We start from the raw sequence: 25795 nt of genomic DNA, 5'->3' as shown, positions 1-25795 counted from the left end.
TTAAGAGCGGCTAACAAAACTGCCGCATGCATCATCGCTGGCCACGCCACCTGCTCGGCAGCAACGGGCGCGGCTCGTACACTGCGTTGGCGGGTACCCCGATCGCATCCGGCGGACCTCTGCTCGCCTGGTTTCACTGCCACACCACGCTGGAGTTCCAACGCAATGTCGATGTCTTTGGCCGATGCGCGCTATCTGTTCAATCGCGTTCTCGGCCTGATCCACCGCAGCGTGGCCAGCATGCGCACACGCGGCTGGCGCGCCACCTGGCAGCGTATTCGTGTGCACACGCAGCCACCGCCGGTCGCGCTCGGCACGCCGTTGTGGTTGCCGGAATCGGCACCATTTGCCACGTTTGCGGTGCCGCACAGCCCCATGCCACGCGTGACGGTGGTGATTCCGGTCTACAACCACATCGCGCATACCTTGGCCTGCCTGCGCGCACTAGCGGCGCATCCGCCGCTGGTCAGTGTGGAAATCATCGTCGTGGACGATGGCAGCAGCGATGCCACCGGCGTGCAACTGCCGCAGATTGCAGGCCTGCAGTATCACCTGCGGGCCAGCAACGGCGGCTTTATTGCGGCCTGCAACGACGGCATTGCGCTGGCGCGTGGCGACTACGTGGTGCTGCTCAACAACGACACCATCCCGCAGCCAGGCTGGCTGGATCGGTTGATCGACACGTTTGTGCAACACCCCAGCGCCGGCCTGGTCGGCGCGCAGCTGGTGTATCCGGACGGGCGCCTGCAGGAATCCGGCGGCATGGTGTTCGGCGATGGCAGCGCCTGGAGTTACGGGCGCTTCGAATCGGCCGACGACCCGCGCTATGCCTATGTGCGCGCGATGGACTATTGCTCGGGCGCGGCAATCGCGTTGCCACGCACGCTGCTGCAGACGCTGGGCGGGCTGGATCGGCGCTACATGCCGGCCTACTACGAAGACACCGATCTGGCGTTTGCGGTGCGCGCAGCCGGCTACCAGGTCCTGGTGCAGCCGGCCAGCGTGGTGGTGCATGACGAAGGCACCAGCAATGGCACCGATACACGTACCGGGGTGAAGGCCTACCAGGTACGCAATCAAGGCGTCTTCGCCGAGAAATGGCAGCAGCCGCTGAACGCGCAGTTGCCGGTCGGCACTGTTCCCGGCCCTGCTTTGCTGCATCGGGGCCAGCGCCAGGTGTTGATCCTGGACGAGTGCGTGCCGCAGCCGGACCGCGATTCCGGCTCGCTGCGGCAATTCAACCTGATCCGCCTGCTGATCGAAGAAGGCGCGCACGTGGTATTCGTGCCGACCCGCCGCGAGCATGCCGGGCGCCACACGCAGGCGTTGCAGCAGCTTGGCGTTGAAGTCTGGTACACCCCGTTTCTTGAAGGCATCGGCAGCTGGCTGCGCACGCACGGCGCGCGGTTTGCAGTGGTGCTGCTGGTGCGCCACCACGTGGCGCATGCCTGCCTGCCGTTGCTCAAGCGCTACGCGCCACAGGCGCGCACGTTGTTCGATACCGTCGACCTGCATTACGTGCGCGAACGCCGCGGCGCCGAGTTGGCCGGCGATGCCAATCTGCTGCGTAGCGCAGAGCGCACCCGCCAGCGCGAGCTCGAGATCATGGCGGCCACCGACGTCACCTTGCTGGTGTCGGCGGCAGAACAGGCGCAGTTGCGTGCGGATGCGCCGCAGATCCACACCGCCCTGCTTTCCAACCTGCATGAAATCGCCGGCAGCGGCCATAGCTTCGCGCAGCGCCGCGATCTGGTATTCGTCGGTGGCTTTCGTCATCCGCCGAATGTGGATGCCGTGCAATGGTTCATCAGCGCCATCTTTCCGCAGGTCCGCGCGCAGCTGCCGGATGTGGCGTTTCACTGCATCGGTGCCGATCTTCCCGAGGCCTTGAAGCTATTGGCCGACGAATGCCCCGGCGTACAACTGCATGGCCACGTGCCGGATCTGGTGCCATTCATGGACAGCGCACGCATTGCGGTGGCACCGCTGCGTTTCGGTGCCGGCGTGAAAGGCAAGATCAATCTGAGCATGGCGCACGGCCAGCCGGTGGTCGGCACCACCTGCGCGGTGGAAGGCATGCACCTGCACGATGGCGAGGACGTGTGCGTGGCCGATGACGCGCAGGCCTTCGCCGATGCGATCGTGCGCCTGTATCAGGATGCGGCGCTGTGGCAGCGGTTGGCCGACAACGGCTTGCGCAACGTGGCCGAGCATTTCTCGCTGGATGCGGCACGCGCGACGGTGCGTGCGGTGTTTATTGCGGAGTGAGCAGGTGTTGGGTGCAGATGGTGGACGGAGCCTTTGCGCCGCACCGCCTCACAATGCACCGCGTGACTGGTTATTGATCGGCCTGGCGATAGATCGCCAGGCTTCGCGCGTACCCTCATCCGCCCCTGCGGGGCACCTTCTCCCGGTGGGAGAAGGATTGCGTTTCGCAGATTGCACTGCGTCCTTGTTTACAGGCTGCACAGCATGTCTGGCGTGCACCATGAGCGCGCCCCTGCATTTGAGATGCAGGCAGGCGGCTTTAAAACGTGGAGTCGCGCTGCTGGCTCGGCAGGCTCCGCTGTCGGCGACACCGCCAGCAACCGCTCAACGCTGCTCGGGCACGGCCTTGACCCGTCGCGTGAATTCGGCAAGTTCCGGCAAGCCGGGATCCAGCTGGTGCGCCTCGTCCTGCGCACGACGGGCGAATGCCGCGTCTTCCTGGCCCAGCCGTTCGCTGCCGACTGCTACCCAGCGCTGCGCCAGACGGCGGCGCGCGCCTGCCAAGGCGTCGGCATTGGGTGTCAGCGCCTGCCACGCGTCCAGGCATCCACGCGCAGCACGCAGGCGGTTGTTGCGCAGCTCGTCCTCGAAGCAGCGCTGGCTGGCCGGCACCACGCGCGCTGCGGCCTGCAGCACGCGCGGGTCGCGCGGTGCCAATGCCTGGGCGGCACGCACGGCGTCGTAGGCGCTGGCGCCAGGCGGCGTCATCCAGTGGTGCTGCGCTTCGGCATCGGCAACGTGCTGCAGCAATGCACGCAGGCGGCGTTCGCGCGCGCTGCGCGACAGGCCGGTGTCTGGGCCGCGCTGAGCATCACGCGCGCGCGCAATCGCCTGTTCGGCCTGCACGATCGATGCGGCGCCCGGCACCAGCGCACGCGCCTGCTGCAGCGATTGCAGGGCATCGTCGAAGTGGAAATCCGCCGCTTGCCGGCTGGCCTGCGCGGCGTACTCGCCAGCCACCTGATCCAGCCCACGCTGCGCGGCTGCATCGCTCGGCTCGGCCGCCAGCACCGCGTTGAAATCGCGCGCGGCCGGAGCCAGGCGGCCACGTCGCAGCAAGGCCTGCGCACGTTGGCGGCGCTGTTCCAGCACGCGGTGATACTGGCCTTCGGTCAGCGGCACGTCGACATGCCCGGCGTCGTAACGCTTGGCCGCGGCCAGCAGCGCCGACGCGTCGCCGAGCGCATCGCGCGCCAATGCGTGGCGGGCCTGTGCCAACAGGTCGGTCAAGGCATCTTCGCGGCCTTCCAGTGCGTCGGTGCGGTCCGGCGCCAGGCTCAGGATGCGTTGGTACAGCGGCAACGCGCTGTCCGGCGTGCCGTCCAGGCGGCCTTGCTGCTGGGCAACCGCCGCCTGCGCCAGCAAGGCATCCAGCCCGACCCGACGTGCCTGCAGCGCGCGCAGCCGCGCGGCCACCGGGGCGATCTGCGCCTGCGGCGCTTCCAGGGCGGTTGCCAGCGCCAGCGCGCGTTGCGCTGCTGCGGCATCGCCGGCTGCGATCGCCGCGCGTGCCTGCACCACCGCAGCAGCGCCGGTCCGCGCCAGCCCGGCACGTGCTTCACCACGGTCGCCATCCAGCGCAAGTGCGGCGGCGAACAGTTCGCGCGCGCCGCTGCCATTGGCGGCACTGAGCTGGCCGCGCGACAACGCTGCATCGCCCCGCTGCAGCAACTGCTGGATGCGCGTGTCCGGCCATAGCCAATCGGCCAGCGGCTTGCGCAGCACCACAACGGTGAGCAACAGACACGCGCATAGCGCCAGTACCACGCGCCACAGCGCAGGGCTGCGCAGCGGCGCCCACAGACGAGGCGATCTGGCCCAGCGCGGAAGCGAAAACATGCGGTGGCGTCCATCCTTGGCGCGACCTGACGGGGACGCGTTCACCCGACTATGGTAGCTGCCTGCTGCGAAGACGATGTGCGTTTCGGGTATCGGGAATCGTCAGGCAGACATACCTGATCGGCGGATGCGCTTCGCAGATCCACTAATGAACCGTCGAGACACGAGCAGTAGCGGGCGTAGCGACTTGCACAGCATCGCCGCCATCGTCCGCTTGTTGACCATCGATGGATGCCAAGGCATGCGCCGTGACGATTGGTAGCCCTGGTTTCTACGGCGCCCGCCAAGCGAGCGCTACCGCCTTATTCCCCAGCGTCAGCCCAGGCGCCTGACCTCATTGACGCCGGGCAAGGCGTCCAGCTTGCCGAGCAGGGCCGACAGCTGGTCGTAGTCGCTGACCTTGAGCCGCAGCCGCAATTGCGCCCTGCCGGTATCGCGCACGTTATCGCTGTTGATTTCCAGCACGTGGGCGTCTTCCTGCGCGATCAGGTTGGTGATGTCCTTGAGCAGCCAGCGGCGGTCCACCGCACGCACCTGCACATCCACCTCGTAGCCGCTGCCGGCCTTGCCCCACTCCACCGGCAACACGCGCTGCGGGTGGGCGGCGGCCAGGCGCGCCAATGCCGCGCAATCGGTGCGGTGCACGGTGATGCCGCGGCCGCGGGTGAGGTAGCCGGCAATCGGTTCGCCGGCTACCGGCTGGCAGCAGCGCGCCAGCTGCACCAGCAGGTTGCCCACGCCCTGCACGGTGAATTTGGATTTGCCCAACCCATCGCGGCGCGCGGTCGGGCGTGGCGGCGCAGGCACCGCCGGCTGCGAAGCGGCCCGCTCGGCTTCCAGCAACGCGCGGCTGACCTGGTTCGGCCCGGTATCGCCCAGCGCCACCTGGATATACAGATCGTCGATGGTGTCGGCGTGGAATTTGCGTGTGGCCACGCTCAGATCGGCATGCTGCAGACCCAGCCGCTTGAGCTCGCGATCGAGCAGGTCCTTGCCGGCCTGCACGTTGCGCGCGCGGTCGAGCTTGTGGAACCACGCGCGCACCTTGTCGCGCGAGCGCCCGCTGGCCAGAAAGCCATTGGACGCCAGCAGCCAGTCGCGGCGCGGGTCGGCTTCCTTGGCGGTCATGATCTCCACGCGGTCGCCGCTGCGCAGCCGGTAGGTCAGCGGCACGATGCGGTCGTTGACGTGCGCGCCGCGGCAGCGATGCCCGACCATGGTGTGCACGTGATACGCAAAATCCAGCGGCGTGGCGCCCTGCGGCAGATCGATCACCTCGCCCTTGGGGGTCAGCGCATACACGCGGTCTTCGATCAGCTCGGCATCCAGCGCACCGGCCAGCTCGCCGTGCTCGCCTTCCTGCACCTGTTCCAGCAGCTGGCGCATCCACAGAATCTTGCGGTCGAAGGCCTTTTCGCCACCCTTGCCGCCTTCCTTGTATTTCCAGTGCGCGGCCACGCCGAGTTCGGCCTGGGCGTGCATTTCGAAGGTACGGATCTGGATTTCGATGGTGCGCCCTTCCGGGCCGACCACGGCGGTATGCAACGAGCGATAGTCGTTGGCCTTGGGCCGGGCAATGTAATCGTCGAACTCGCTCGGCACCGGCGCCCACAGCGAATGCACCGCACCCAGCGCCGCGTAGCAGGCCGCCACGTCGTCCACCATCACCCGCACCGCGCGGATGTCGTACAGCTGATCGAACGACAGCCGCTTTTTCTGCATCTTCCGCCAGATGCTGTAGATGTGTTTTGGCCGCCCGCTCACTTCAGCGCGCAGGCCCTGCTGCGCCAGCGCCGCCGACAAGCTGCGCTTGACCGCCTCCAGATAGCGCTCGCGCGCGATGCGGGTTTCGTCCACCTCGCGGGCGATGCGGCGATAGGTCTCCGGCTCCAGATGCCGGAACGCCAGGTCTTCCAGCTCCCATTTCACCTGCCAGATGCCCAGACGGTTGGCCAGCGGCGCGTGGATGTCGCGGGTGAGCTGGGCCAGTGCGCGGCGCTGTTCCTCGTTGAGCCGGTCGGCCACGCGCATGCGCGCCAACTGCCGCGCCAGCAGGATCGGCACCACCCGCAGGTCGTGGATGATGGACAGTAGCAACCGCCGCAGGCCTTCGCTGTTGCGCCCGGCCTCGCGCCCGGCATGCAGCGCCCAGACCTGATCGGCCGCATCCAGGCCGTCCAGCAAACCTTCCACCGCCACCCGGCGCTCCGCCGGTTGCCACGGCAGGCCAGCGACCGCACCACGCAAGGCGGGCACATCGAACAACAACGCCGCAATCAGCGTGGCCTCGTCGGCGGCCAATAGCGCCAATGCATCCAGGGTGTCGCCAAGCAAGGCCCACGGCACGTGATCGGCCTGCGCGGGCTGCAGCTCCTGCCAGGCCCGCGTCAACGCCTCGCGCAACGCCGGCGCGATCGAGGCCACAGCAGGGCGCTGCAGCACAGATTGCAGGCGATCGAATGAGGAACTGGTCACAGCGGTGGACACGGCGGCGGGCAACAACGGGGGGGCTGGCGACTACGGTAACGTGCGCGTCACCTTCTCCACAACGCGTGCTGGCGGCGCAATCGCTGCGTGGGACGGCCGTCGTGCTTATTCCCGGTTCACCCGGCAACGTCTTGATTCGTAACCGCTCGATGCGGAAAACGGCAGAGCGTTGCGCGCGACAAGGAGCGTTGCGGCACCTTTTTACATGCTCTTTACAACTGCGCCAAACCGGCTGCCTATGCTCAACCCACGTCGTGTGCTGCATCCGGCAGCCAACGACGTTTTTCCCAACTGCGAGGTAGCCGAATGAAGACCTGGAAGAAGCCTGTCGTTCGTGAAGTCAATTGTGGCGCCGAAATCAACTGCTACGTCTCCGGCGAGTTTTGATCCGGCAAGTTTCACGCGCACCTGCCGCCCTTCCTCTTGATGCATGACCGGTACAGCCGGCAGCTTAGGTAACAGTTCTCCATGCGCATCATTGTTTTAGGATCGGCGGCCGGCGGTGGGCACCCGCAGTGGAACTGCCACACCCCCGCGAGTCTGCGGGCGTGGCAGCAAGCAGATGGTGCCCAGCGTCGTACCCAAGCCAGTATCGCAGTCAGTGCCGATGGCGAGCGCTGGGTGCTGGTCAACGCCTCCCCCGATTTCCGTCAACAAATCCTCGCAACGCCGCCATTGTGGCCGCAGCATGGCTTGCGGCATTCGCCGATCGAAGCGGTGCTGCTCACCAGTGGCGAGATCGACCATATCGCCGGGCTGCTTTCGATGCGCGAAAGCCAGCCGTTCTCGCTGCATGCCAGCAGCCGCGTGCTGGATCTGCTCGCGCAGAACCCGATTTTCGATGCCGTCAACCCGCAGCACGTGACCCGGCAGCCATTCGCGCTGGACACGCCGCTGGCGCTGTGCGGGCTGCAACTCACCCCGTTCTCGGTGCCCGGCAAGGTGCCGTTGTTCATGGAATCGCGCAGCGGCGGCGACCTTGCCGGCTCCAATGAAGAAACCCTCGGGCTCACCATCGACGATGGCAGCCACCGCGTGCACTACATTCCCGGCTGCGCGGCGATGACCGACGCACTGCGTGCACGCCTGCACGGCGCCGAACTGCTGTTCTTCGACGGCACGCTGTGGCGCGACGACGAAATGGTGCAGCTGGGTGTCAGCCAGAAGACCGGCCAACGCATGGGCCACATGAGCATCGATGGCCCCGACGGCACCATCGCCGCATTCGCTGCGTTGGACGTGGCACGCAAAATCTTCATCCATCTCAACACTACCAATCCCGTGCTCAACACCCGGTCGCCCGAGTTCGCCCATGCGCGCGCCAGCGGTTGGGAAGTTGCACACGACGGCCTGGAGATCGCCCTGTGACCGCCCTGCTCAGCCCCGACCAACTGGAAGCGGACCTGCGTGCCATCGGCGCGCGTCTGTATCACGACCAGCATCCGTTCCATGCGCTGTTGCACCATGGCAAGCTCGATCGTGGGCAGGTGCAGGCCTGGGCCTTGAACCGCTTCGAATACCAGCGCTGCATTCCGCTGAAGGACGCCGCGATTCTGGCGCGCATGGAAGACCCGGCGCTGCGGCGGATCTGGCGGCAGCGCATCCTCGATCACGACGGCAATAGCGCCAGCGATGGCGGCATCGCGCGCTGGCTGCATCTCACCGATGCGCTGGGCCTGGACCGCACACTGGTGGAATCGGGCCGTGCGTTGCTGCCCGGCACGCGCTTTGCAGTGCAGGCGTACCTGCAGTTCGTGCGCGAAAAAAGCCTGCTCGAAGCGATCGCCTCCTCGCTGACCGAGTTGTTTGCGCCCAACATCATTGGCCAGCGCGTGGCCGGCATGCTCAAGCATTACGACTTCGTGTCGTCCGAGGCCTTGGCCTATTTCGAGCATCGTCTGACCGAAGCGCCGCGCGATTCGGACTTTGCGCTCGACTATGTCAAGCAGCACGCCGACACGGTCGAAAAACAGGCGCTGGTCAAGGCCGCACTGCACTTCAAATGCTCGGTGCTGTGGGCACAGCTGGATGCATTACACGTGGCCTATGTCGCCCCCGGTATCGTGTGGCCGGACGCCTTCGTGCCGGACCGCGACGCCAGCCGAGCCGCTGCGTGAGCAGCATTACCCGCGATAGCCAGCCGGCCCTGCGCGCAGGCGTGCGCCTGCAACACGACCGCGCACGCGACCAATGGGTGCTGCTGGCGCCCGAGCGCGTGGTCGAGCTGGACGAGATCGCCTTGGTGGTGGCGCAACGCTTTGATGGCACGCGCTCGCTGGCGCAGATTGCGCAGGAGCTGGCCACAGAATTCGATGCGGATGCGGCGGATATCGAGCTGGATGTGATCGAACTCACCGGCACCCTGCATCAAAAGCGTTTGCTGCGGCTATGAACATTGCACCGCCACCGCTGTCGGTGTTGCTGGAGCTGACCCACCGTTGCCCGCTGGCCTGCCCGTATTGCTCCAACCCCATCGCACTGGCCGCCCTGCGCGAGGAAATGGACACCGCCGGCTGGCGCTCGTTGCTGCGGCAAGCGGCCGACATGGGTGTACTGCAGGCGCATTTTTCCGGCGGCGAGCCGATGCTGCGCAAGGACCTGCCCGAGCTGGTGGCGCATGCGCGCGCGCTGGGGCTGTACAGCAATTTGATTACCTCCGGTGTCGCTGGCGGCGAGCCGATGCTGGACCACCTGCAGGCTGCCGGGCTGGAACATGTGCAGCTGAGCGTGCAGGACGTCGACCCGGCCGGCGCCGATCGCATCGCCGGCTACCGCAATAGCCTGTCGAAGAAGCGCGAATTCGCCGCAGCCGTACGCGCGCGCGGCCTGCCGCTGACGCTCAACGCGGTGCTGCACCGCCATAACGCCGAGCGCGTGCCCGGCATGATCGCGCTGGCGCTGGAATGGCAGGCCGAGCGCATCGAAGTGGCACATACCCAGTACTACGGCTGGGGCCTGCGCAATCGCGCGGCGCTGATGCCCAGCCGCGCGCAGCTGATGGCCACCATCGAGGCAGTGGAGACCGCACGCCGCGAGCTCGGCGATCGCCTGGCGATCGACTTCGTCACCCCCGATTACTACGCGCGCCAGCCCAAGCCCTGCATGGGCGGCTGGGGGCAGCGCTTCGTCAATATTTCTCCGCGCGGCGACGTGCTGCCTTGCCATGCGGCCGAAACCATCGAGGGCATGCGCTTTGACAATCTGCGCGAGCGCTCGCTGGCCGATATCTGGAACAACGGCGAGGCCTTCGTGCGCTTCCGTGGCACTGCCTGGATGCCCGAAGTCTGCCAGGGCTGCCCCAAGCGCGAGATCGACTGGGGCGGCTGTCGCTGCCAGGCACTGGCACTCAGCGGCGATGCCGCCACGCTGGACCCGGTCTGCGAACGTTCGCCCGCACATGGGCAGGTGCGCGCAACTGCCGAACGTGAGGCCGCATCGCCGGCACCGGAGTTCATTTACCGCCGCCCGGCCCGCTCGGCACCAGCCACCGCGGACACGCTGGAATAAGCGGCGTCGGCCGGCACAACAGCGTCTACACTAGCCCTCTCTTCTTCCTTGGATGGCTTCCATGTCGCTCGCGCGCCGCATTCCCCTGCTGGTTTGCCTGACCCTGGCGTTGCATGCCGCCCCCGCCCTGGCGCAACGCGCCGTGCAAGGCGATCTGCAGTCGCAGATGAGTGCCGAACAGTTCAAGGCCGCCGGCCTGGACAAGCTCGATGCCAACGAACTGGCCGCCCTCAACGATTGGCTGCAGGGCAAGGTCGCCAAGGAGGCCGCGGTGGTGGTCGAGCAGGCCAAGGAAGCCGGCCGCCAGGAAGTCATCGTCAAGAACCGCGGCTTCTTCGACTTCGGCAGCAAGGAGCCGATCGAGAGCACGATTGTTGGCGAGTTCAGGGGCTTTTCGAAAGGTCGCGTCTACACGCTGGCCAACGGTCAGGACTGGGAGCAAACCGATGCGGCCAGCCTGGCCGGTGTGCGTAAGGATGCGCCCAAGGTCAAGATCAAACCGGGCCTGGTCGGCGTGTGGTATCTGCAGATCGAAGGCTACAACACCCCGGCCAAGGTGCGGCGGATCAAGTAAGCGCACCAACCAGCGCTGCGCGGCTGCCCATGGCGGTCGCCGCGCTTGCAACCAGAGCGCAGCACGCAAATCCGGCCGCTGCGCGTTGCGCCCGCGACATTGCAACTGCGGCCGCTGGATTCTCGCTCGCTGCAATACAGTGCATGAAAGAGGTAACGCTGATCCCCGGCGGGGGTGCCGCAGACGTGCGTGGTGTAGTCGCACACACGCCACGCTCGGCACACGGACGCGGCGCACCGGATCATCGCAGTCAGCAACGCACACACGCACCCTGTTCGGCAGCGATAGGTGGTGTACCCGGTCGCGATAGATACCACGCGTACACTCCCGTTCAAGCTGTGCCATCCACACCCGCCTGACGCGACTGCTGGCCGCGTCGCCTCCGGCACCGATTGGCTTGCAGCAAACACTGGCAGAAAAACGCCACCTGGAGAACGTGCATGCGCTCGATCACCCGTTGCAGCGTCGCCCTGGTCGCCTCGCTGTTTCTGTTTAGCGGCGCCGCTGCGGCTGCGGTCACCACCACGGCTTCGCCAGCGGAGCGCTGCGCGCATGCACCCGAGGGCGGCTTCGGCCAGGCGTTGGTGTGTTATCACGATGCGATCGAACAACAACCGCTGCTCTACACGCGCGTTGCCACCAGCAGCGTTGCCGGTGTCGAGCGGCGCGATTACCTGCTGACCTCGCAAGACTGGTCGCCCGAAGGACTGGTCACGCCGGCACGCTGGCAGCACGATGTGGCGATCTACGTGCCGAAGGACGCCTTGCCCACGCGCGCAGTGTTGATCTCAACCAACGGCACGCGTCATCCCGGGGCTGGCAGCGCGGCGCAGCTGGCCAATGAGCTGCAGCCCGAGGCGCTGGCAACACTGGCGCAACGCACCCGCACCGTGGTGATTGCGCTCAGCGATATTCCCAACCAGGCGCTGAGGTATCAGGGCGATGCCAGCCCACGGCGCGAAGACGACAGCGTGGCCTATAGCTGGTCGCTGTTCCTGCAGGCGCCGCAGCAGCGCAAGACCATGCCGTTGCACGTGCCAATGGCGGCGGCGATTGCACGCACCATGAGCCTGGCCGAGCGCGAACTGGCACCGTTACGGATCCATCGCTTCGTGCTTGCCGGCGCCTCCAAACGCGGCTGGGCCAGCTGGCACGCCACCATCGCCGACCAGCGCGTGGACGCGGTGGTGCCGTTGGTGATCGACATCCTCAACATGCCCGCGGTGTTGGAGCATATGTCCCGTACCTATGGCGGCAACTGGCCGATTGCCTTCAACGCCTATGCAAAGCAGGGAATCACCTCGCAACTGCAGACGCCGGCCTTCGCGCAATTGGTACAGCTGCAGGATCCGCTGAGCTATTTGCACACGCCGTACCGCAAGCGGCTGGCAGTTCCCAAGTACATCGTCAACGCCAGCGGCGACGACTTCTTCCTGCCGGACAACACCCAATTTTTCTACAATGCGCTGCCCGGCAGCAAGGCGCTGCGCGTGCTGCCCAACAGTGCGCACAACATCCGCGCCTCCATCGTCGACACGCTGGCGCCGTTTATCACGCGCCTGCAGCAGCAGCGTCCGCTACCGAAGGTGAGCGATGCCTTGCGGATGGGCGAGGCGCCGCAGATTCGCTTCCGCTCCTCCGAACGCCCGACGCACTTGCAGCTATGGAGCGCCAACAATCCAAGGGCACGCGACTTCCGCTATGCCTGCGGCATTCGCTACAGCGCCACGCCGATCACGCTCAACGGCAGCAGCACGGTCTCGGTGCCGGTGCAGGTTGCGCAGGCCGGCTGGAGCGCGTATTTCGTTGAAGCGACCTATGCGGATGGATTCGTTGCCACCAGCCAGACCTACGTGCTGGGCAAGCAGCGCTACCCCACGCAGGCACCGCCCACCGACGACGCGGCCTGCAGCACCTTGCCTGGCACTGCAAATGGCGCTGCTGCGCGCTGAAGCGGTCGTCACACCTCCATTCATGACGTGGCTGACTGGAGCGTGCCGCGCTCGGCCTATAGCGATGCATCGATTGCAGGGTCCGCTTTGGACGTCAGCTGGTGATCAAACTGGACGCATGTCCGTTTTTCGCAACGAAGGCCGCATAGACAATGCCAGGCGGCACGTTTGGCGCTTGAGTACGCCAGCAAGATCGATCCAACCTAACTGATCCATTGACATCGTTGTCAGCAGCTCCTACACAGGCCCGTACGCGCTGACGGCATCGGCCGATCAGACAGACCAAAGGATTGAATGTGGCTGCGACTTCGCGTTCCGCTTACGCCTCTGCCTCGCCTGCTGCTCCCACTGCCACCAGCTTCATCGCCGCCGATGTCGGCGGTACGCATGTGCGTGTCGGTCACATGCTGCAGGCAAGCAATGCAGGCTTGGAGCTATCGCATTACCGCACCTACCGGTGCGCCGAGCACGCCAGCCTGGAAGCCATCCTCGCCGACTTTCTGCAGCAGGTACACGGCATCGATGCAGTGGTGATCGCCAGTGCCGGTGTGGCGCTGGACGACGGCAGCTTCATCAGCAACAACCTGCCGTGGACGCTCTCGCCCAGCCGCATCGGCGCCGCGCTGGCGGTGCGCAACGTGCACCTGGTCAACGACTTCGAAGCAGTCGCCTATGCCGCGCCGCAGATGGACCAACGCGCCGTGCTGCAACTGAGCGGCCCGACCCCGCGCCATGCGCGTGCCAGCGGGCCGATTCTGGTGGTCGGCCCCGGCACCGGCTTGGGGGCGGCGGTGTGGATCGATGCAAACCCACGCGCGATCGTGCTGGCCACCGAGGCCGGCCAGGTCGCGCTGGCCAGCACGCACGAGCACGAGCATTCACTGCTGCAGATCCTGTTGCGTGGCCGGCAGTATCTGCCGCTCGAGCACGTGCTCTCCGGGCCGGGCCTGCTGCACCTCTACAATGCCGTCTGCGAGCTGCACGCTGCAACGCCGCGCCATCGTCTGCCCGCTGCAATCACCCACGCCGCGCTGCATGAAGACGACGCGCGCGCGCGCGAATGCCTGCAGCTGTTCTGCGGCTTGCTGGGCAGTGCGGTCGGCGACATGGCGCTGGCCTACGGCGCCGCCGGCGGCATCTATCTGGCTGGCGGCATCTTGCCCACGATCGGCCAGTTTCTGCTCGGCAGCACATTCGGCGAACGTTTCCTGGCCAAGGGCAACATGCGCGCGGTGCTCGAACGCATCCCGGTCAAGTTGGTCGAGCACGGGCAACTGGGCGTGCTCGGCGCGGCCAATTGGTATCTGCAACACCGCACCGACGTGTCGTAAGCGAACCACCACGCGCTTCACCCCGAGCGCGCGTCTGCAAGACCCCGCATCCGGCGAGCAATCGCCCGCCGTCCATCCCTGTGCGTGATGAGGAGAGACATCACGAACTACAGACTGACCCTGCTATCCAGCGCCATTGCCCTGTCGCTGGCATTCGCTGCGCAGGCCCAGGACAGCGGTGACGCGCAAGCCACCGACCTGGACCCCGTCCAGGTGGTCGGCATCCGTGCCAGCCTGGAAAAATCGCTCGACACCAAGCGCAACAACACCGGCATTTCCGAGGCGATCACCGCCGAAGACATCGGCAAGTTTCCCAGCACCAAGATGGCCGAAGCCCTCTCGCAGAATCCTGGCGTCACCCTGGACAGGCGCTTCAGGCAAGGCGAGCACGTGAGTATCGATGGCACCGACCCCTGCCTCAATCTGTCGTTTCTGGACGGGCACCCGGTGGCGCAAGCGATCTGGTTGTACGGCGAACAGCCCAGTCGGGCTTCGATTACACCCTGCTGGCTCCGCAAATCCTGGGCCGTGCCGAAATCTTCAAATCGTTCGAAGCGCGCCTCACCGAGGGCAGCCTGGGCGGCACCGTGCTGATGCACACGCGGCAACCGCTGGATCTGAAGGCCAGCGAGGTGGCCGCCTCCATCGGCTACAGCTACAGCGACCAGGCCAGTCAGGGCAACCCTAATGCAGCACTGCTCTACAGCTGGAAAAACGCTGCCGACACCTTCGGCATTGCGGTGTCGGCGCAGCATTACGAAGAACGCGTGGACCGACGCGCTGTCGTACGACACCAGCGATGACTGGGTGTTTCGCTTCGCTGCGGCCAAGGTCATCGCCTGGGCACCGTACGACCAGATGGTCAACCACACCTTCCTCAACGCCACCACCTTGACCGGCAGTGGCGGTAATGCAGAGCTGGCGCCGTACGAATCCTGGAACCTCAATCTCTCTGCCGAGTACACCTTCGCTCAGCAAGCGGTGGTGGCGTGGTCGCTGTTCTACAAGAAGATCGACAACTACATCGATACCAGCGCCAGCGTGGAGCGCCAGTACAACGCGCTAGGCGACATCGCGCCGCAGAGCTGGGCGCAATTGCTCGGCAGCACTGGCTGCACGGCGGATGGCTACTGCGACAACAGCATCCAGCGGCCACGCAACGCCGGCGACGGCAAGGTGAAGGGCTTCAACATCTCCTTCCAGCAACCGTTCGGCGACAGCGGCTTCGGCCTGACCGCCAACTACACCTATGCCAACGGCACCGCCGACACCACGGCGACGACGTGTCGGCCGTGTGAACTGCAAGCCGCGCCGACCGCCCGATGCGATCGGAGCGGCCGGCGTGCGCGTGGTGCGTTCCTGATTCGGCGAGTGCATCCGACTACGGGCGAGGCGCTGCCACACGTCAGATGCAGCTCAGCTCCGCAGCGCTGCGACGCGCTGCGACAATTTCTTCGCAGACACACCCGACTTGGCACCCAACTCCTGCGCAAACACCGACACGCGCAGCTCTTCCAGATCCCAGCGCAGCGATTGCCATTCCTCGCGCTGCCGCAAACCGCGCGCGGCCGCGTCATCCAGCGCATCCACGAAGGGCTTGAGCTCGAGCATGCGGGCCTGGTCGCGTGCAGGATCGCGCTTGGCACGTTCGGTGCGCAGGATCATCGCCTTGAGGTAGCGCGGATAATTGGCCAACGCTTCGGCCGGCGTGTCGCGCAGGAAGCCGGCATGCACCAGCGCGCGCAGTTGCTGTTCCATATCGTCCAGATTGCCACGTGCCCAGCCCATCAACGGCGCTTCCAGTAACGGCTTGAGTTCGGCCACCGCGCCCAGAATACTTTCGGCCAGCTTCAAGCGTTCCATCGCTTCGCCGAACAGCCGCTTGATCGCATCGTCGCGGCGCTGCGCAAACGCGCCGGGGTCGCGAATGGCGCCCAAGCCATCGGCCAGCACCGCATTGAGCGCGGCATCGACCAGATCGCCGCGCAGGCGTTCCTGCGATTCGATTGACGCATACAGCAGCCCGGTCTTGGGCGACACCGGCAGTTGCTTGCGCGCCTGCTTGATCTTGTCGGCCAACGCGATTCCCAGCAGGCGGCGCACGCCGCGCGGATGCGCACGCGCCGCCTCGTTGCGGTCGGCGAAAATACGCAGCGCTGCGTTATCGCCCTGATCCACCAGCGCCGGGTACGCCGGCACACCGGCCTCGCCTGCCACCTGCTCGGGAATCGGCGTGCTCGGAAAATCGCGCAGGCCTTCGGCAGCCAGCGCACGCCCGGCACGCGCGGCAAACGCCTGGCCGGCACGTTCGCCGAAGCGCGCACGCAGCCCGTCCAGGTCGCGCGACTCGGCCAGCACCTTGCCGTCGTCGTCGCGCAGGCGCAGATTCATCAGCAGATGGGTGTCCAGTGCGTCGTCATCGAAATCCAGCGCTGCCACTTGCGTGCCGGTGGCCTTGGTCAAAAAGCGCGCCAGCTCGCCGCGGATATCGTCGGCCGAAGCAACGCTGTAGGCCTCGTAGAACGCACGCCCGAAGTCCGGCGCCGGCACATAGTTGCGGCGCTGCGCCTTGGGCAGGCTGCGAATCAATGCGGACGCCTTGTCGGCAACGAAGCCCGGCGCCAGCCACGACAGGCGGGCCGGATCCAGCGCGTTGAGCAGGTGCAACGGCACATCCAGGGTGACGCCGTCATCGATGGCACCGGGCTCGAAGCGGTAGTGCAGCGGCAGCCGCGCATCGCCGAGCGGGAAGTACTTCGGAAAGCGATCGGCCTCGCTGCCTTCGCCGGGCAGCAGATCGTTCAAGCTCCAATGCAGGCTGCGGCGTTTGTCGGGCGGCAAGGTCTTCCACCACGCGTCCAGCCCACTGGCCGAATGCAACTCGGCCGGAATGCGATCCAGATACCAGCGCGCCTGCCAGCCTTCGTCGGCCACGATGCCGGCACGCCGCAGCTTGGCCTCTTCTTCGCGCGCCTGCTCCAGCACCTTGAGGTTATCGGCCACGAAGGCCGCGCGCGTGTTGATCTCGCCGGTCACCAGGCCCTGGCGCACGAACAGGTCGTGCGCGGCGGCCGGGTCGATCTTGCCGTAATGCACCGGCTTCTTCGGCTCCAGCACCAGCCCGAACAGACTGATCTGCTCGGAGGCGACCACCTGCCCCTGCGCACGCGACCAATGCGCATCGAAGTGCTTTCGCGCAAGCAGGTGCCCCAGTTCGGCGATGGCCCAGTCCGGCTCGATCGCCGCGTTGGTCATGCCCCAGACCTTTTGCGTGTCCAGCAGCGTGGCAGCCAGGATCCACGGCGGCGGCTTGCGCGCCAGCGCAGAACCCGGAAACGGCACGAAGCGACGTTGCCGGGCCGCCAGATAATCGCCCTTTTCGGTGCGATGCCCGATCTGCGTCGGCAGGCCTGCCAGCAGCGCACGATGCAGCGATTGATATGCCGCCGCACGTTCGCGCTCGCTGGTCCGTGCAGATGCCTCGGCCGGGTCGGGCTGTTTGTTCGCAGCTGCAGGGACGCGTTGCGCAGGCGCTGCGTTGGGATCCGGCTTGCCTTCGCGCGCCAGGCGCGCAGCACGATGCAACTGCCCGCGCGTGGGCCGGTTGGCGTTGTGGCCGTCCTCACGGGCAGGCGCGCTGGCACCGGCCAGCAGCGGCGCAAGCATCACATTGGCCGGCTCCTCGTTCCAGCCGAGCTCCTCGCAGAGCAGCCGCAACTGACGATGCAGCTCGCGCCACTCGCGCATGCGCAAAAAGCCGAGAAAATGCCGGTTGCACCAGTCGCGTAACTTGGATTGGGTGAGATCTTCATGCACCTGTCGGTACGCGTCCCACAGACGCAGGATGCCGACGAATTCCGAACGCCCATCGGCAAACAGCGCATGTGCATTATCGGCGGCCTCGCGCGCTTCGGGCGGGCGCTCGCGCGGGTCCTGGATGCCCAGGAAGGACGCAATGATGATCATCTCGCGCAGGCAACCGTGCTGCTGCGCGGCCACCAGCATGCGTGCCAGCTTGACGTCCACCGGCAGGCGCGCCATCTGGCGGCCGGTGGCGGTCAGACGGCGTTCGGCATCGATCGCGCCGAGTTCCAGCAACTGCTGCCAGCCATCGGCCACCGCACGTTCGTCCGGCGCTTCCAGAAACGGAAAGTCTTCGATCCGCCCCAGTCCCAGCTGCAGCATGCGCAAAATCACGCCGGACAACGACGAACGTCGAATTTCCGGATCGGTAAATGCCGGGCGCGCGGCGAAATCGGCTTCGGCATACAGCCGGTAGCAGATGCCCTCGGCAATGCGTCCGCAGCGGCCCATGCGCTGGTTGGCGCTGGCCTGCGAGATCGGCTCGATATGCAGGCGGTCCAGCTTCTGACGTGGGCTGTAGCGTTTGACGCGCGCAAATCCCGGGTCCACCACATAGCGGATGCGCGGCACCGTCAGCGAGGTTTCGGCCACGTTGGTGGCCAGCACCAGGCGTCGGCGCGGGCCGGGATTGAACACACGGTCCTGATCGGCCGCCGACAGCCGCGCGTACAGCGGCACCACTTCGGTTTCGCGGTATTTGCGCCGTTCCAGCGACTGGTGCGCATCGCGGATCTCGCGCTCGCCCGGCAGGAACATCAGGACATCGCCACGCGGGTCGATGCGGGTGATTTCATCGATGGCCGCCACGATCGCATCGTTGACAGTGCGCTCGCCCTCGCGCCCGTTACTGTGCTCTCCGTCACCGCTTTCGCCCATATCGCCTTCGAGCGGGCGGTAGCGCACTTCCACCGGAAAGGTGCGGCCTTCCACATTGATCACCGGCGCATTGTCGAAATGCTGCGCGAAGCGCTCGGTATCGATGGTGGCCGAGGTGACGATCAGCTTCAGGTCGGGGCGCTTGCTCAGCAATTGCTTGAGATAGCCCAGCAGGAAATCGATGTTGAGGCTGCGCTCGTGCGCCTCGTCCACGATGATGGTGTCGTAAGACGAGAGCCAACGGTCGCTGGCGATTTCGGCCAGCAGGATGCCGTCGGTCATGAACTTGATGCGCGACTGCTCGCTCACGCGATCAGTGAAGCGCACCTGGAAGCCCACCGTGGTGCCCAACGGGGTCTTCAACTCCTCGGCCACGCGCGCGGCCACCGCACGTGCGGCGATCCGGCGCGGCTGGGTGCAGCCGATCATGCCGGCGGCACCGCGCCCGGCCGCCAGACACAACTTGGGCAGCTGGGTGGTCTTGCCCGAGCCGGTTTCGCCGGCGATCACGACAACCTGGTGGTCGCGGATCAGCGCGATGATGCGCTCGGCCTCGCGCGCGATCGGCAGCTGGTTGTCCAGCGTGATGGTGGGCTGCTGTTCGGCACGCGCCTGCCGCTGCGCCAGCGATGCCGCCAGGGCCTGCTCGAACGCGTCGCGCACCTGCGGGTTGCCCGGCTTGCCCTGCCAGCGCGACCATAGGCCCAGCAAACGGCCACGGTCGCGGCTCATCGCGCCATCCACGGCACGGCGGCGCTCGCGCAAGGTGTTGGCAAGGTCGGTATCGATAGCGCTCATTGATGGAGAAATGTGAAAGATTGAATGACGTTTGATCCTTTAGCCTGTCTATTGTGCCGCCATATCAGTTCCCTACGACATCAACCCCGCAAGGACCATCCCATGTCCAAGAAAAAGAACGCCAACAAGCCCGTCGTCGTCAGCGACGCCCTGCCGGTCGCTGCTGCATCGGCGCCGCATATCGATATCGGGATCAAGGACAGCGATCGCAAGCAGATCTCCGACGGTCTGGCCCGCTACATGGCTGACGCCTTCACCCTGTATCTGAAGACCCACAACTTCCATTGGAACGTCACCGGGTCGATGTTCAACTCGCTGCACACCATGTTCGAAACCCAGTACACCGAGCAGTGGGCCGCGCTGGACGAAGTGGCCGAGCGCATCCGCGCCCTGGGCTACAACGCGCCGGGCTCCTACCGCGAATTCGTTGCGCTGACCTCGATCGCGGAAGAGCCGGGCCTGAGCGACAGTGCCGACTGGCGTGAAATGGTGCGCCAGCTGGTCAGCGGCAACGAAGCGGTCTGCCGCACCGCCCGCAAGGTGCTGGGCACCGCCGACGACGCCGGCGACGACCCGACCGTGGACCTGCTGACCCAGCGCCTGCAGACCCACGAAAAGTACGCCTGGATGCTGCGCTCGCTGCTGCAGTAAACCCTTGGGGCTTCGCCCCTTCGGGTTTGCCCAAGGTTTCGCTGTTGCGAAACCTTGGGCCCCTGCTCAATTGCCTGCCACACCCCGCGCCTTCGGCGCGCCCCCTGACTCAGGGGGCGCAGCCATCTCCGCTTCGCGGACATGTCCCCCAACATTTGCGTTGCAAACATTGGGCCCCGCTACACATCTCCACACCCCGCGCCTTCGGCGCGCCCCCTGACTCAGGGGGCTATTGGTGTTAGGTTCACGACGATAGAGCACATGGTGTACAGGCCCTGCAGGACCCAGCAGTCTTCTGCCACACCCCCTGCATCGATTATCGGAAATTGAGCCCTTGCCCCATCGGGAGCGGCGTTGGGGTGAGGGTCCGGGGCGAAGCCTCATGGCGCTTACTCCGCACAAGACTTCACACACTGCCGGCCATACCCGTAGCCGCATCACGGCAATCCCTGATGCCGCTTCGCGCCATCCCGCACAGCATCGCACCAACTAGGGCTTGACCCGCGCGGTATCCTAGGCAGATGTCTTCCCCTGCCCACGAATTGCTCAGCCGCGTCTTCGGTTACGACGACTTCCGCGGCCCACAGCAGGCCATCGTCGAACACGTCGCTGCCGGCAACGATGCCCTGGTCCTGATGCCCACCGGTGGCGGCAAATCGCTGTGCTACCAGGTCCCGGCGCTGTTGCGCGACGGCATCGGCATCGTGGTCTCGCCGCTGATCGCGCTGATGCAGGACCAGGTCGAAGCGCTGCGCCAGCTCGGCGTGCGCGCCGAATTCCTCAATTCCACCCTGGATGCAGAAAACGCCCAACGCGTCGAACGCGCCTTGCTATCCGGCGATCTGGACCTGCTGTACGTCGCGCCGGAACGGCTGTTGACCCAGCGTTTCCTCTCCCTGCTGGAACGTAGCCGCATTGCGCTGTTCGCCATCGACGAGGCGCATTGCGTCTCGCAATGGGGCCACGATTTCCGCCCGGAGTATCGCCAGCTCACCGTGCTGCACGAGCGCTGGCCGCACATCCCGCGCATGGCATTGACCGCCACCGCCGACCCGCCGACCCAGCGCGAAATCGCCGAGCGCCTGGATCTGGTGGATGCGCGCCACTTCGTCAGCTCCTTCGACCGCCCCAACATCCGCTACACCGTGGTGCAGAAGGACAACGCCCGCAAACAGCTGCAGGAATTCCTGGGGCGTTATCGCGGCTCGGCCGGCATCGTCTATGCGATGTCGCGGCGCAAGGTCGAAGAAACCGCGCAGCACCTGTGCGCGCAGGGCTTCAATGCGCTGCCCTACCACGCCGGCCTGCCGGCCGAGGTGCGCGCGGAAAACCAGCGCCGTTTCCTGCGCGAGGACGGCATCATCATGGCTGCCACGATCGCCTTCGGCATGGGCATCGACAAGCCGGACGTGCGCTTCGTGGCGCATGTGGATCTACCCAAATCGCTGGAAGGCTACTACCAGGAGACCGGCCGCGCCGGCCGCGACGGCGACCCCGCCGAAGCCTGGCTTTGCTACGGCCTGGGCGATGTGGTGCTGCTCAAGCAGATGATCGAACAGGGCGAAGCGGCCGAAGAACGCAAGCGCCTGGAGCGCGCCAAGCTCGACCACCTGCTCGGCTACTGCGAATCCATGCAATGCCGCCGCCAGGTGCTGCTGGCCGGTTTCGGCGAGACCTATCCCAAGCCCTGCGGCAATTGCGACAACTGCCTGACCCCGGCAGCGGCCTGGGACGCCACGGTGGCCTCGCAGAAAGCGCTCAGTTGCGTCTATCGCAGCGGCCAGCGCTTCGGCGTGGGCCATCTGATCGACATCCTGCGCGGCAGCGAGAACGAACGCATCAAGCAGCTCGGCCACGACCAGCTGAGCACCTACGGCATCGGCCGCGATCTGGACGAACGCACCTGGCGCGGCGTGTTTCGCCAGCTGGTGGCCGCCAGCCTGCTGGAAGTGGACAGCGAGAGCCACGGTGGCCTGCGCCTCACCGATGCCAGCCGCCAGGTGCTCAAGAGCGAGCGCCAGGTGATGATGCGGCGCGAAAATCCGGCCGCCGGGCGCGACCGCGGTGCCCAGCGCACCGGCCTGCCGGTGCAGGCCCAGGACCTGGTGTTGTTCAACGCCTTGCGCGGCCTGCGCGCAGAGCTAGCCAAGGAACAGAATGTGCCGGCATTTGTGATCTTCCACGACAGCACCTTGCGCAACATCGCCGAACAACGTCCCACCAGCATCGACGCGCTGTCGCGGGTGGGCGGCATCGGCGGCGGCAAGCTGGCGCGTTACGGCGCGCAGCTGATCGAGCTCGTGCGCGAACAGGGCTGATGCAGCAGCATGTGTCACCGCAACGCCGCCGATGGCACAAAACTCCGCAGGATCGACAGCGCGCATTCAATCAGCCGTTGCTAGTTTCACAAAGCGAGCTGGCACGCGCTGCCAGCCCTCCTTCGTAGAGTCCAACCGATGAAACGCAGCCTGCTTCTCCTGGTCACTCTGTTCGCCACCGGCAGCGCATTGGCCCAAGCCAGCGATGGCAGCGCCGAGACCGCGACACCGCGCTCGCTGGACCTGAGCGTTCCGCAAGCGCCGGTGCAGTACCGCTCCGACCCGGAATACAGCACCGACCCGCCGGGCACCTTCTACGGCGACAAGAGCGGCCCCAAGCCGGCACTGGCGCGGCCCAGCGCTGCATCCATCGCCGCCGAGCTCGCCGAGCAATGCCAGGGCAAGCTGCATGGCGCAGTCGAAACCGGCATGGGCTATTCGAACCGCGGCGGCAACAGCAACTGGCAGGCGGTCAATTTGAACTCCTGCAAGACCTATTACGACGATGACGGCAAGGCGCACCAGATCGGCGTCAGCATCAGTGTCGGGCGTGGCGAAGGCCCGGTTTTTGGCCCGCGTTATGCGCCCGGCGGGTATGGCCCCGGCCCGTTTGGCTGGTAACCATACGGCTCCGTTTGCATTGACGGAGGGTTCACTGCTGCATCGCTGAGAATGGGGCTTGCCTTACGGGACGCGCGCATGTCACAGAACAAGGAACGGCCGGTCGTATTCGTTGTCGAAGACGGCGACGGCACCCGCCAACTCAGCTGCCTTGTGCTGGAGAGCTACGGTTTCACCTGCCGCAGCGCCGGCTCGGTCGAAGAAGCGTTGTCCCTGATCGAAAGCGACCCGCGCGTGGACGTGCTGTTTTCCGATATCCATTTTCCGGGCGGGCTGACCGGTGTGGATCTGGCGCTCAAGACGGCACATGCCCCCTACAACCTGCCGGTGCTGCTGACCTCCGGACTGGCGGTCGAGTATGTGGAAGAGATCCTGCCCGATGGTGTGGCCTTCCTGGAAAAGCCCTACACCCCCGAGCAGCTGCTGAGTGCGATCCGCAGCGTGATGGCGAAGCACCGCGTGCTGGCCACTCCGGTCGCGTAACACCGTCGGCTAGCCGATGCGTTTGTCCCTTGGCTGGTCAGGCAATCGACCATCTCAGGCGTAATCGCATCTCCTGCGTGCGCACGCGCACCGCCAAGCGCTGAACGCTCGTCTAGCCGATACAGTGGATGCAGCTGATGGTTAGTTGCGGATCACCGCCGGAAATCGCAAATGCGTCATCGCAACCGCACGCCGGCCGGGCGCGTATCCCCAGACGTAACACCAGGTAGCCCTGCCGCGTACACGTCTGTGCCCAAAGCGCTGCATGCCCGCAGCGCAAACCGACGCAAGCACTCGCCGATAGATCAAGTCTCAGTACCTGCTTGCACGCATGCAGGGTATTTCACGCGATCAAGCAGCCTGCTCGCTAGGCTAACGTTATTGCAGCACTGGGCTGCGGAAGACTGTCAGGAGTTCCTCATGGGCGACAATTCGTTTCTATCACCGGCTTTCATCATCCTGGTCATCGGCGTGATTGCCGTTGTGCTGTTTCTGGTCACGCGCGCCAAGAAAAAGCGCAACAAGAAATAACATTCGCACGGTGACGGCCGCGACTGCTTACGCGTGCGACGCCGTCGCTGCGTCATTGCATTTACCCAGGCGGCGGTCGACGCAGTCGGCCTTTGCTTGGTCAGGCATGCCGCTGGCGTCTTGATTGATCGAACAGGCGCTGCGCAGCGATCAGGAAGATGCCCTGGCCAGGGCGCATGTCAGCATTAGAAGTCCGCAGTGCCGTCGAATCGCACCATGCCAATGCTGCGGCTGTTCCCGCCACACCAAGACAGCACCAGCGGCACGCCCTGACAAGCGCCACGCAGCCGCATACATCAGGTGCTGCAATCAGAACCGCTCGCCCGCCGGCAGATAGCGCCATTCGCCGATCGCCAGCTTGCCCAGCGACACCCGGCCCACGCGCAAGCGGCGAATGCTGACCACCTCCAGCCCCACTTCGCCGCACATGTAGCGCAGCTGGCCAGGCTGCACGTTCTTGATTGCAAACCGCAGGCGCTCTTCGTTTTGCCAGCTCACCTTGCACGGCGACAGGCTGCGCTGCTGGTAGACAAGGCCGTGCGCCAACCGCGCCATGCCGTACGGACGCAATTCGCCCTGTACTTCGACCAGAAATTCCTGTTCGATGGAGCTGGCATCGGCACTCAGCCTGCGCAGCACGCGGCCGTCCTGGCTCAGCACCAGCAGGCCGCTTGCCGCGTCTTCCAACGGCAGCGGCGCCGTCAGCCGCAGGAAGTGGCGCTTCAGCACACGGGTGTCGGAGTGATCCAGCGCGCTGCGCGTCGCCGGCGTGGCAAGCGCCAGCGCGGCGTCGGCGGACACCCCTGCCGGCTTGTGCAGCAACAAGGTGGCGGGCTCGGCAGGTGCCAGCACCGCATTCTCGGCCAGCGTGACCTGCGCTGCGGTCGCCAACGCCTGCGGCTCTTCGACCACCACCCCGTCCACGCTCACCCAGCCACCCTCGATGTACTGCTGAGCCTCGCCACGCGAGCAACCGAATACGGCGGCCACGCATTTATCGAGACGGATCGGATCGGACATCGGGCGAGCTCAGCATCAGGGGACGGCAGTGTACGTGCTGGGTCAACGGATGCGTGAGTCGCTGCCAATCACAGCGATGCACCTCTGTCACCGCTGCACCGGCACCATCTGTCGGCCACGGGCACGTTGTCCCCGGCATGCGCAGCTGCGTACGCTGACGCCGGATGCTTCTGTGCCGCGCAACAAAGTGGGAAACTCGCCGCTCACACAGGAGATTGCAGATGTTCATCAAGTTCGGCAACGCGCGGGTCCGCCTCAACCATGTCTCCGTCATCAGCGACCCGTTCAATGCGGGCGAAAGCTTCGGCTCTTACTGTCACTCGGTTCGGGTCGGGCTGATCTCCGGCGAAGAAGTCATCGCACGCTTCAACAGCGAAAGCGGCGCCGAGCAGCTGCATGCCGACGTGCTTGCCGCACTGGAAGCCTGAGCGCAAGGCCATCCTCATCGCGTCGCGCCGGCTGCGCGCGATGCGTGGGATGCACCACCGCTGCACACAAGATGCGTGCTGCAGCGCGCACGGTATCACCCGCACCGCGAATAAAGCGCTTCGCATCGGCCTTCCATCACGGCTGCACGCCGGTGCATTACGGTTCCAAACGACGAACTCGACCATTCAACGCGCTCCGCTTGCTGGTCTCCAACACCTTCACGCGCGCGCTCCAGATGTCGGTAAA

Annotated in this window: 18 protein-coding genes and 1 pseudogene; 15 read left to right on the top strand and 4 right to left on the bottom strand. The window is 65.8% G+C overall.

The features are described 5' to 3' along the window. Positions 1–165 precede the first annotated feature (165 nt). Entirely contained in the window at positions 166–2268 is a 2103-nt protein-coding gene (locus tag A7D16_RS18045) for a glycosyltransferase (RefSeq protein WP_064634633.1), read from the top strand. Between the two features lie 324 nt (positions 2269–2592). On the opposite strand, the gene A7D16_RS23560 is transcribed toward A7D16_RS18045, so the two are convergent. Together A7D16_RS23560 and A7D16_RS18035 are read right to left on the bottom strand one after the other, a co-directional pair. Continuing rightward, positions 2593–4035 (bottom strand): hypothetical protein, encoded by a 1443-nt coding sequence (locus tag A7D16_RS23560; RefSeq protein ID WP_064634663.1) that lies wholly within the window; start codon positions 4033–4035, stop codon positions 2593–2595. 387 nt (positions 4036–4422) lie between these two features. After that, on the bottom strand, positions 4423–6609 hold the full coding sequence (locus A7D16_RS18035) for a RelA/SpoT family protein (RefSeq protein ID WP_064634632.1): 2187 nt from the start codon (positions 6607–6609) through the stop codon (positions 4423–4425). 291 nt (positions 6610–6900) lie between these two features. Here A7D16_RS18035 and pqqA point away from each other — a divergent pair, with 291 nt between their 5' ends. The 9 genes and pseudogenes from pqqA to A7D16_RS21940 form a co-directional block, all read left to right on the top strand. Further along, the gene (gene pqqA, locus A7D16_RS21945; protein ID WP_002812057.1) at positions 6901–6981 is read left to right on the top strand and encodes a pyrroloquinoline quinone precursor peptide PqqA; all 81 of its coding nucleotides are present in this window, start codon (positions 6901–6903) and stop codon (positions 6979–6981) included. An 81-nt stretch (positions 6982–7062) separates the two neighbouring features. Next, positions 7063–7962 (top strand): pyrroloquinoline quinone biosynthesis protein PqqB, encoded by a 900-nt coding sequence (gene pqqB, locus A7D16_RS18030; protein ID WP_064634631.1) that lies wholly within the window; start codon positions 7063–7065, stop codon positions 7960–7962. Next, positions 7959–8711 (top strand): pyrroloquinoline-quinone synthase PqqC, encoded by a 753-nt coding sequence (gene pqqC / locus A7D16_RS18025; protein WP_064634630.1) that lies wholly within the window; start codon positions 7959–7961, stop codon positions 8709–8711. Before pqqB ends, pqqC begins: the two co-directional genes overlap by 4 nt. Next, a complete protein-coding gene (gene pqqD, locus A7D16_RS18020) occupies positions 8708–8986 on the top strand; it encodes a pyrroloquinoline quinone biosynthesis peptide chaperone PqqD (protein ID WP_064634629.1) in 279 nt (92 codons plus the stop codon). The genes pqqC and pqqD overlap by 4 nt, the downstream gene beginning before the upstream one ends. Further along, positions 8983–10101, top strand: a complete 1119-nt coding sequence (gene pqqE / locus A7D16_RS18015) for a pyrroloquinoline quinone biosynthesis protein PqqE (RefSeq protein WP_064634628.1) — start codon at positions 8983–8985, stop codon at positions 10099–10101. Before pqqD ends, pqqE begins: the two co-directional genes overlap by 4 nt. Positions 10102–10162: 61 nt before the next feature. Next, a complete protein-coding gene (locus A7D16_RS18010; RefSeq protein WP_064634627.1) occupies positions 10163–10675 on the top strand; it encodes a hypothetical protein in 513 nt (170 codons plus the stop codon). A 440-nt stretch (positions 10676–11115) separates the two neighbouring features. Continuing rightward, positions 11116–12627 (top strand): PhoPQ-activated pathogenicity-related family protein, encoded by a 1512-nt coding sequence (locus A7D16_RS18005; protein WP_064634626.1) that lies wholly within the window; start codon positions 11116–11118, stop codon positions 12625–12627. Positions 12628–12923: 296 nt separating this feature from the next. Then, the gene (locus A7D16_RS18000) at positions 12924–13958 is read left to right on the top strand and encodes a glucokinase family protein (protein ID WP_064634662.1); all 1035 of its coding nucleotides are present in this window, start codon (positions 12924–12926) and stop codon (positions 13956–13958) included. Between the two features lie 87 nt (positions 13959–14045). Next, positions 14046–15230 (top strand): annotated as a pseudogene (locus A7D16_RS21940) (TonB-dependent receptor domain-containing protein); the annotation flags it as partial. A gap of 144 nt (positions 15231–15374) precedes the next feature. Here A7D16_RS21940 and hrpA read toward each other — a convergent pair. Then, positions 15375–19496, bottom strand: a complete 4122-nt coding sequence (gene hrpA, locus A7D16_RS17985; protein ID WP_064634623.1) for an ATP-dependent RNA helicase HrpA — start codon at positions 19494–19496, stop codon at positions 15375–15377. 102 nt (positions 19497–19598) lie between these two features. On the opposite strand from hrpA, the gene A7D16_RS17980 reads away from it, so the two are divergent. The 4 genes from A7D16_RS17980 (at position 19599) to A7D16_RS17965 (ending at position 23569) form a co-directional block, all read left to right on the top strand. Then, a complete protein-coding gene (locus tag A7D16_RS17980) occupies positions 19599–20147 on the top strand; it encodes a Dps family protein (RefSeq protein WP_064634622.1) in 549 nt (182 codons plus the stop codon). A gap of 521 nt (positions 20148–20668) precedes the next feature. Next, positions 20669–22465, top strand: coding sequence for a DNA helicase RecQ (gene recQ / locus A7D16_RS17975; RefSeq protein ID WP_064634621.1), 1797 nt, complete (start codon positions 20669–20671; stop codon positions 22463–22465). 138 nt (positions 22466–22603) lie between these two features. After that, positions 22604–23086 (top strand): hypothetical protein, encoded by a 483-nt coding sequence (locus A7D16_RS17970; protein WP_064634620.1) that lies wholly within the window; start codon positions 22604–22606, stop codon positions 23084–23086. Between the two features lie 78 nt (positions 23087–23164). Next, positions 23165–23569, top strand: a complete 405-nt coding sequence (locus tag A7D16_RS17965; RefSeq protein WP_064634619.1) for a response regulator — start codon at positions 23165–23167, stop codon at positions 23567–23569. An 840-nt stretch (positions 23570–24409) separates the two neighbouring features. Here the strand turns inward: A7D16_RS17965 and A7D16_RS17955 are convergent. After that, positions 24410–25120 (bottom strand): rRNA pseudouridine synthase, encoded by a 711-nt coding sequence (locus A7D16_RS17955; RefSeq protein WP_064634618.1) that lies wholly within the window; start codon positions 25118–25120, stop codon positions 24410–24412. Between the two features lie 221 nt (positions 25121–25341). Here A7D16_RS17955 and A7D16_RS17950 point away from each other — a divergent pair, with 221 nt between their 5' ends. Next, positions 25342–25548, top strand: a complete 207-nt coding sequence (locus A7D16_RS17950) for a hypothetical protein (protein WP_064634617.1) — start codon at positions 25342–25344, stop codon at positions 25546–25548. Positions 25549–25795 lie beyond the last annotated feature (247 nt).

Source organism: Xanthomonas nasturtii, from assembly GCF_001660815.1.
GTDB classification, from domain to species: domain Bacteria; phylum Pseudomonadota; class Gammaproteobacteria; order Xanthomonadales; family Xanthomonadaceae; genus Xanthomonas; species Xanthomonas nasturtii.
This window is presented reverse-complemented; position numbering and strand designations above follow the sequence as displayed.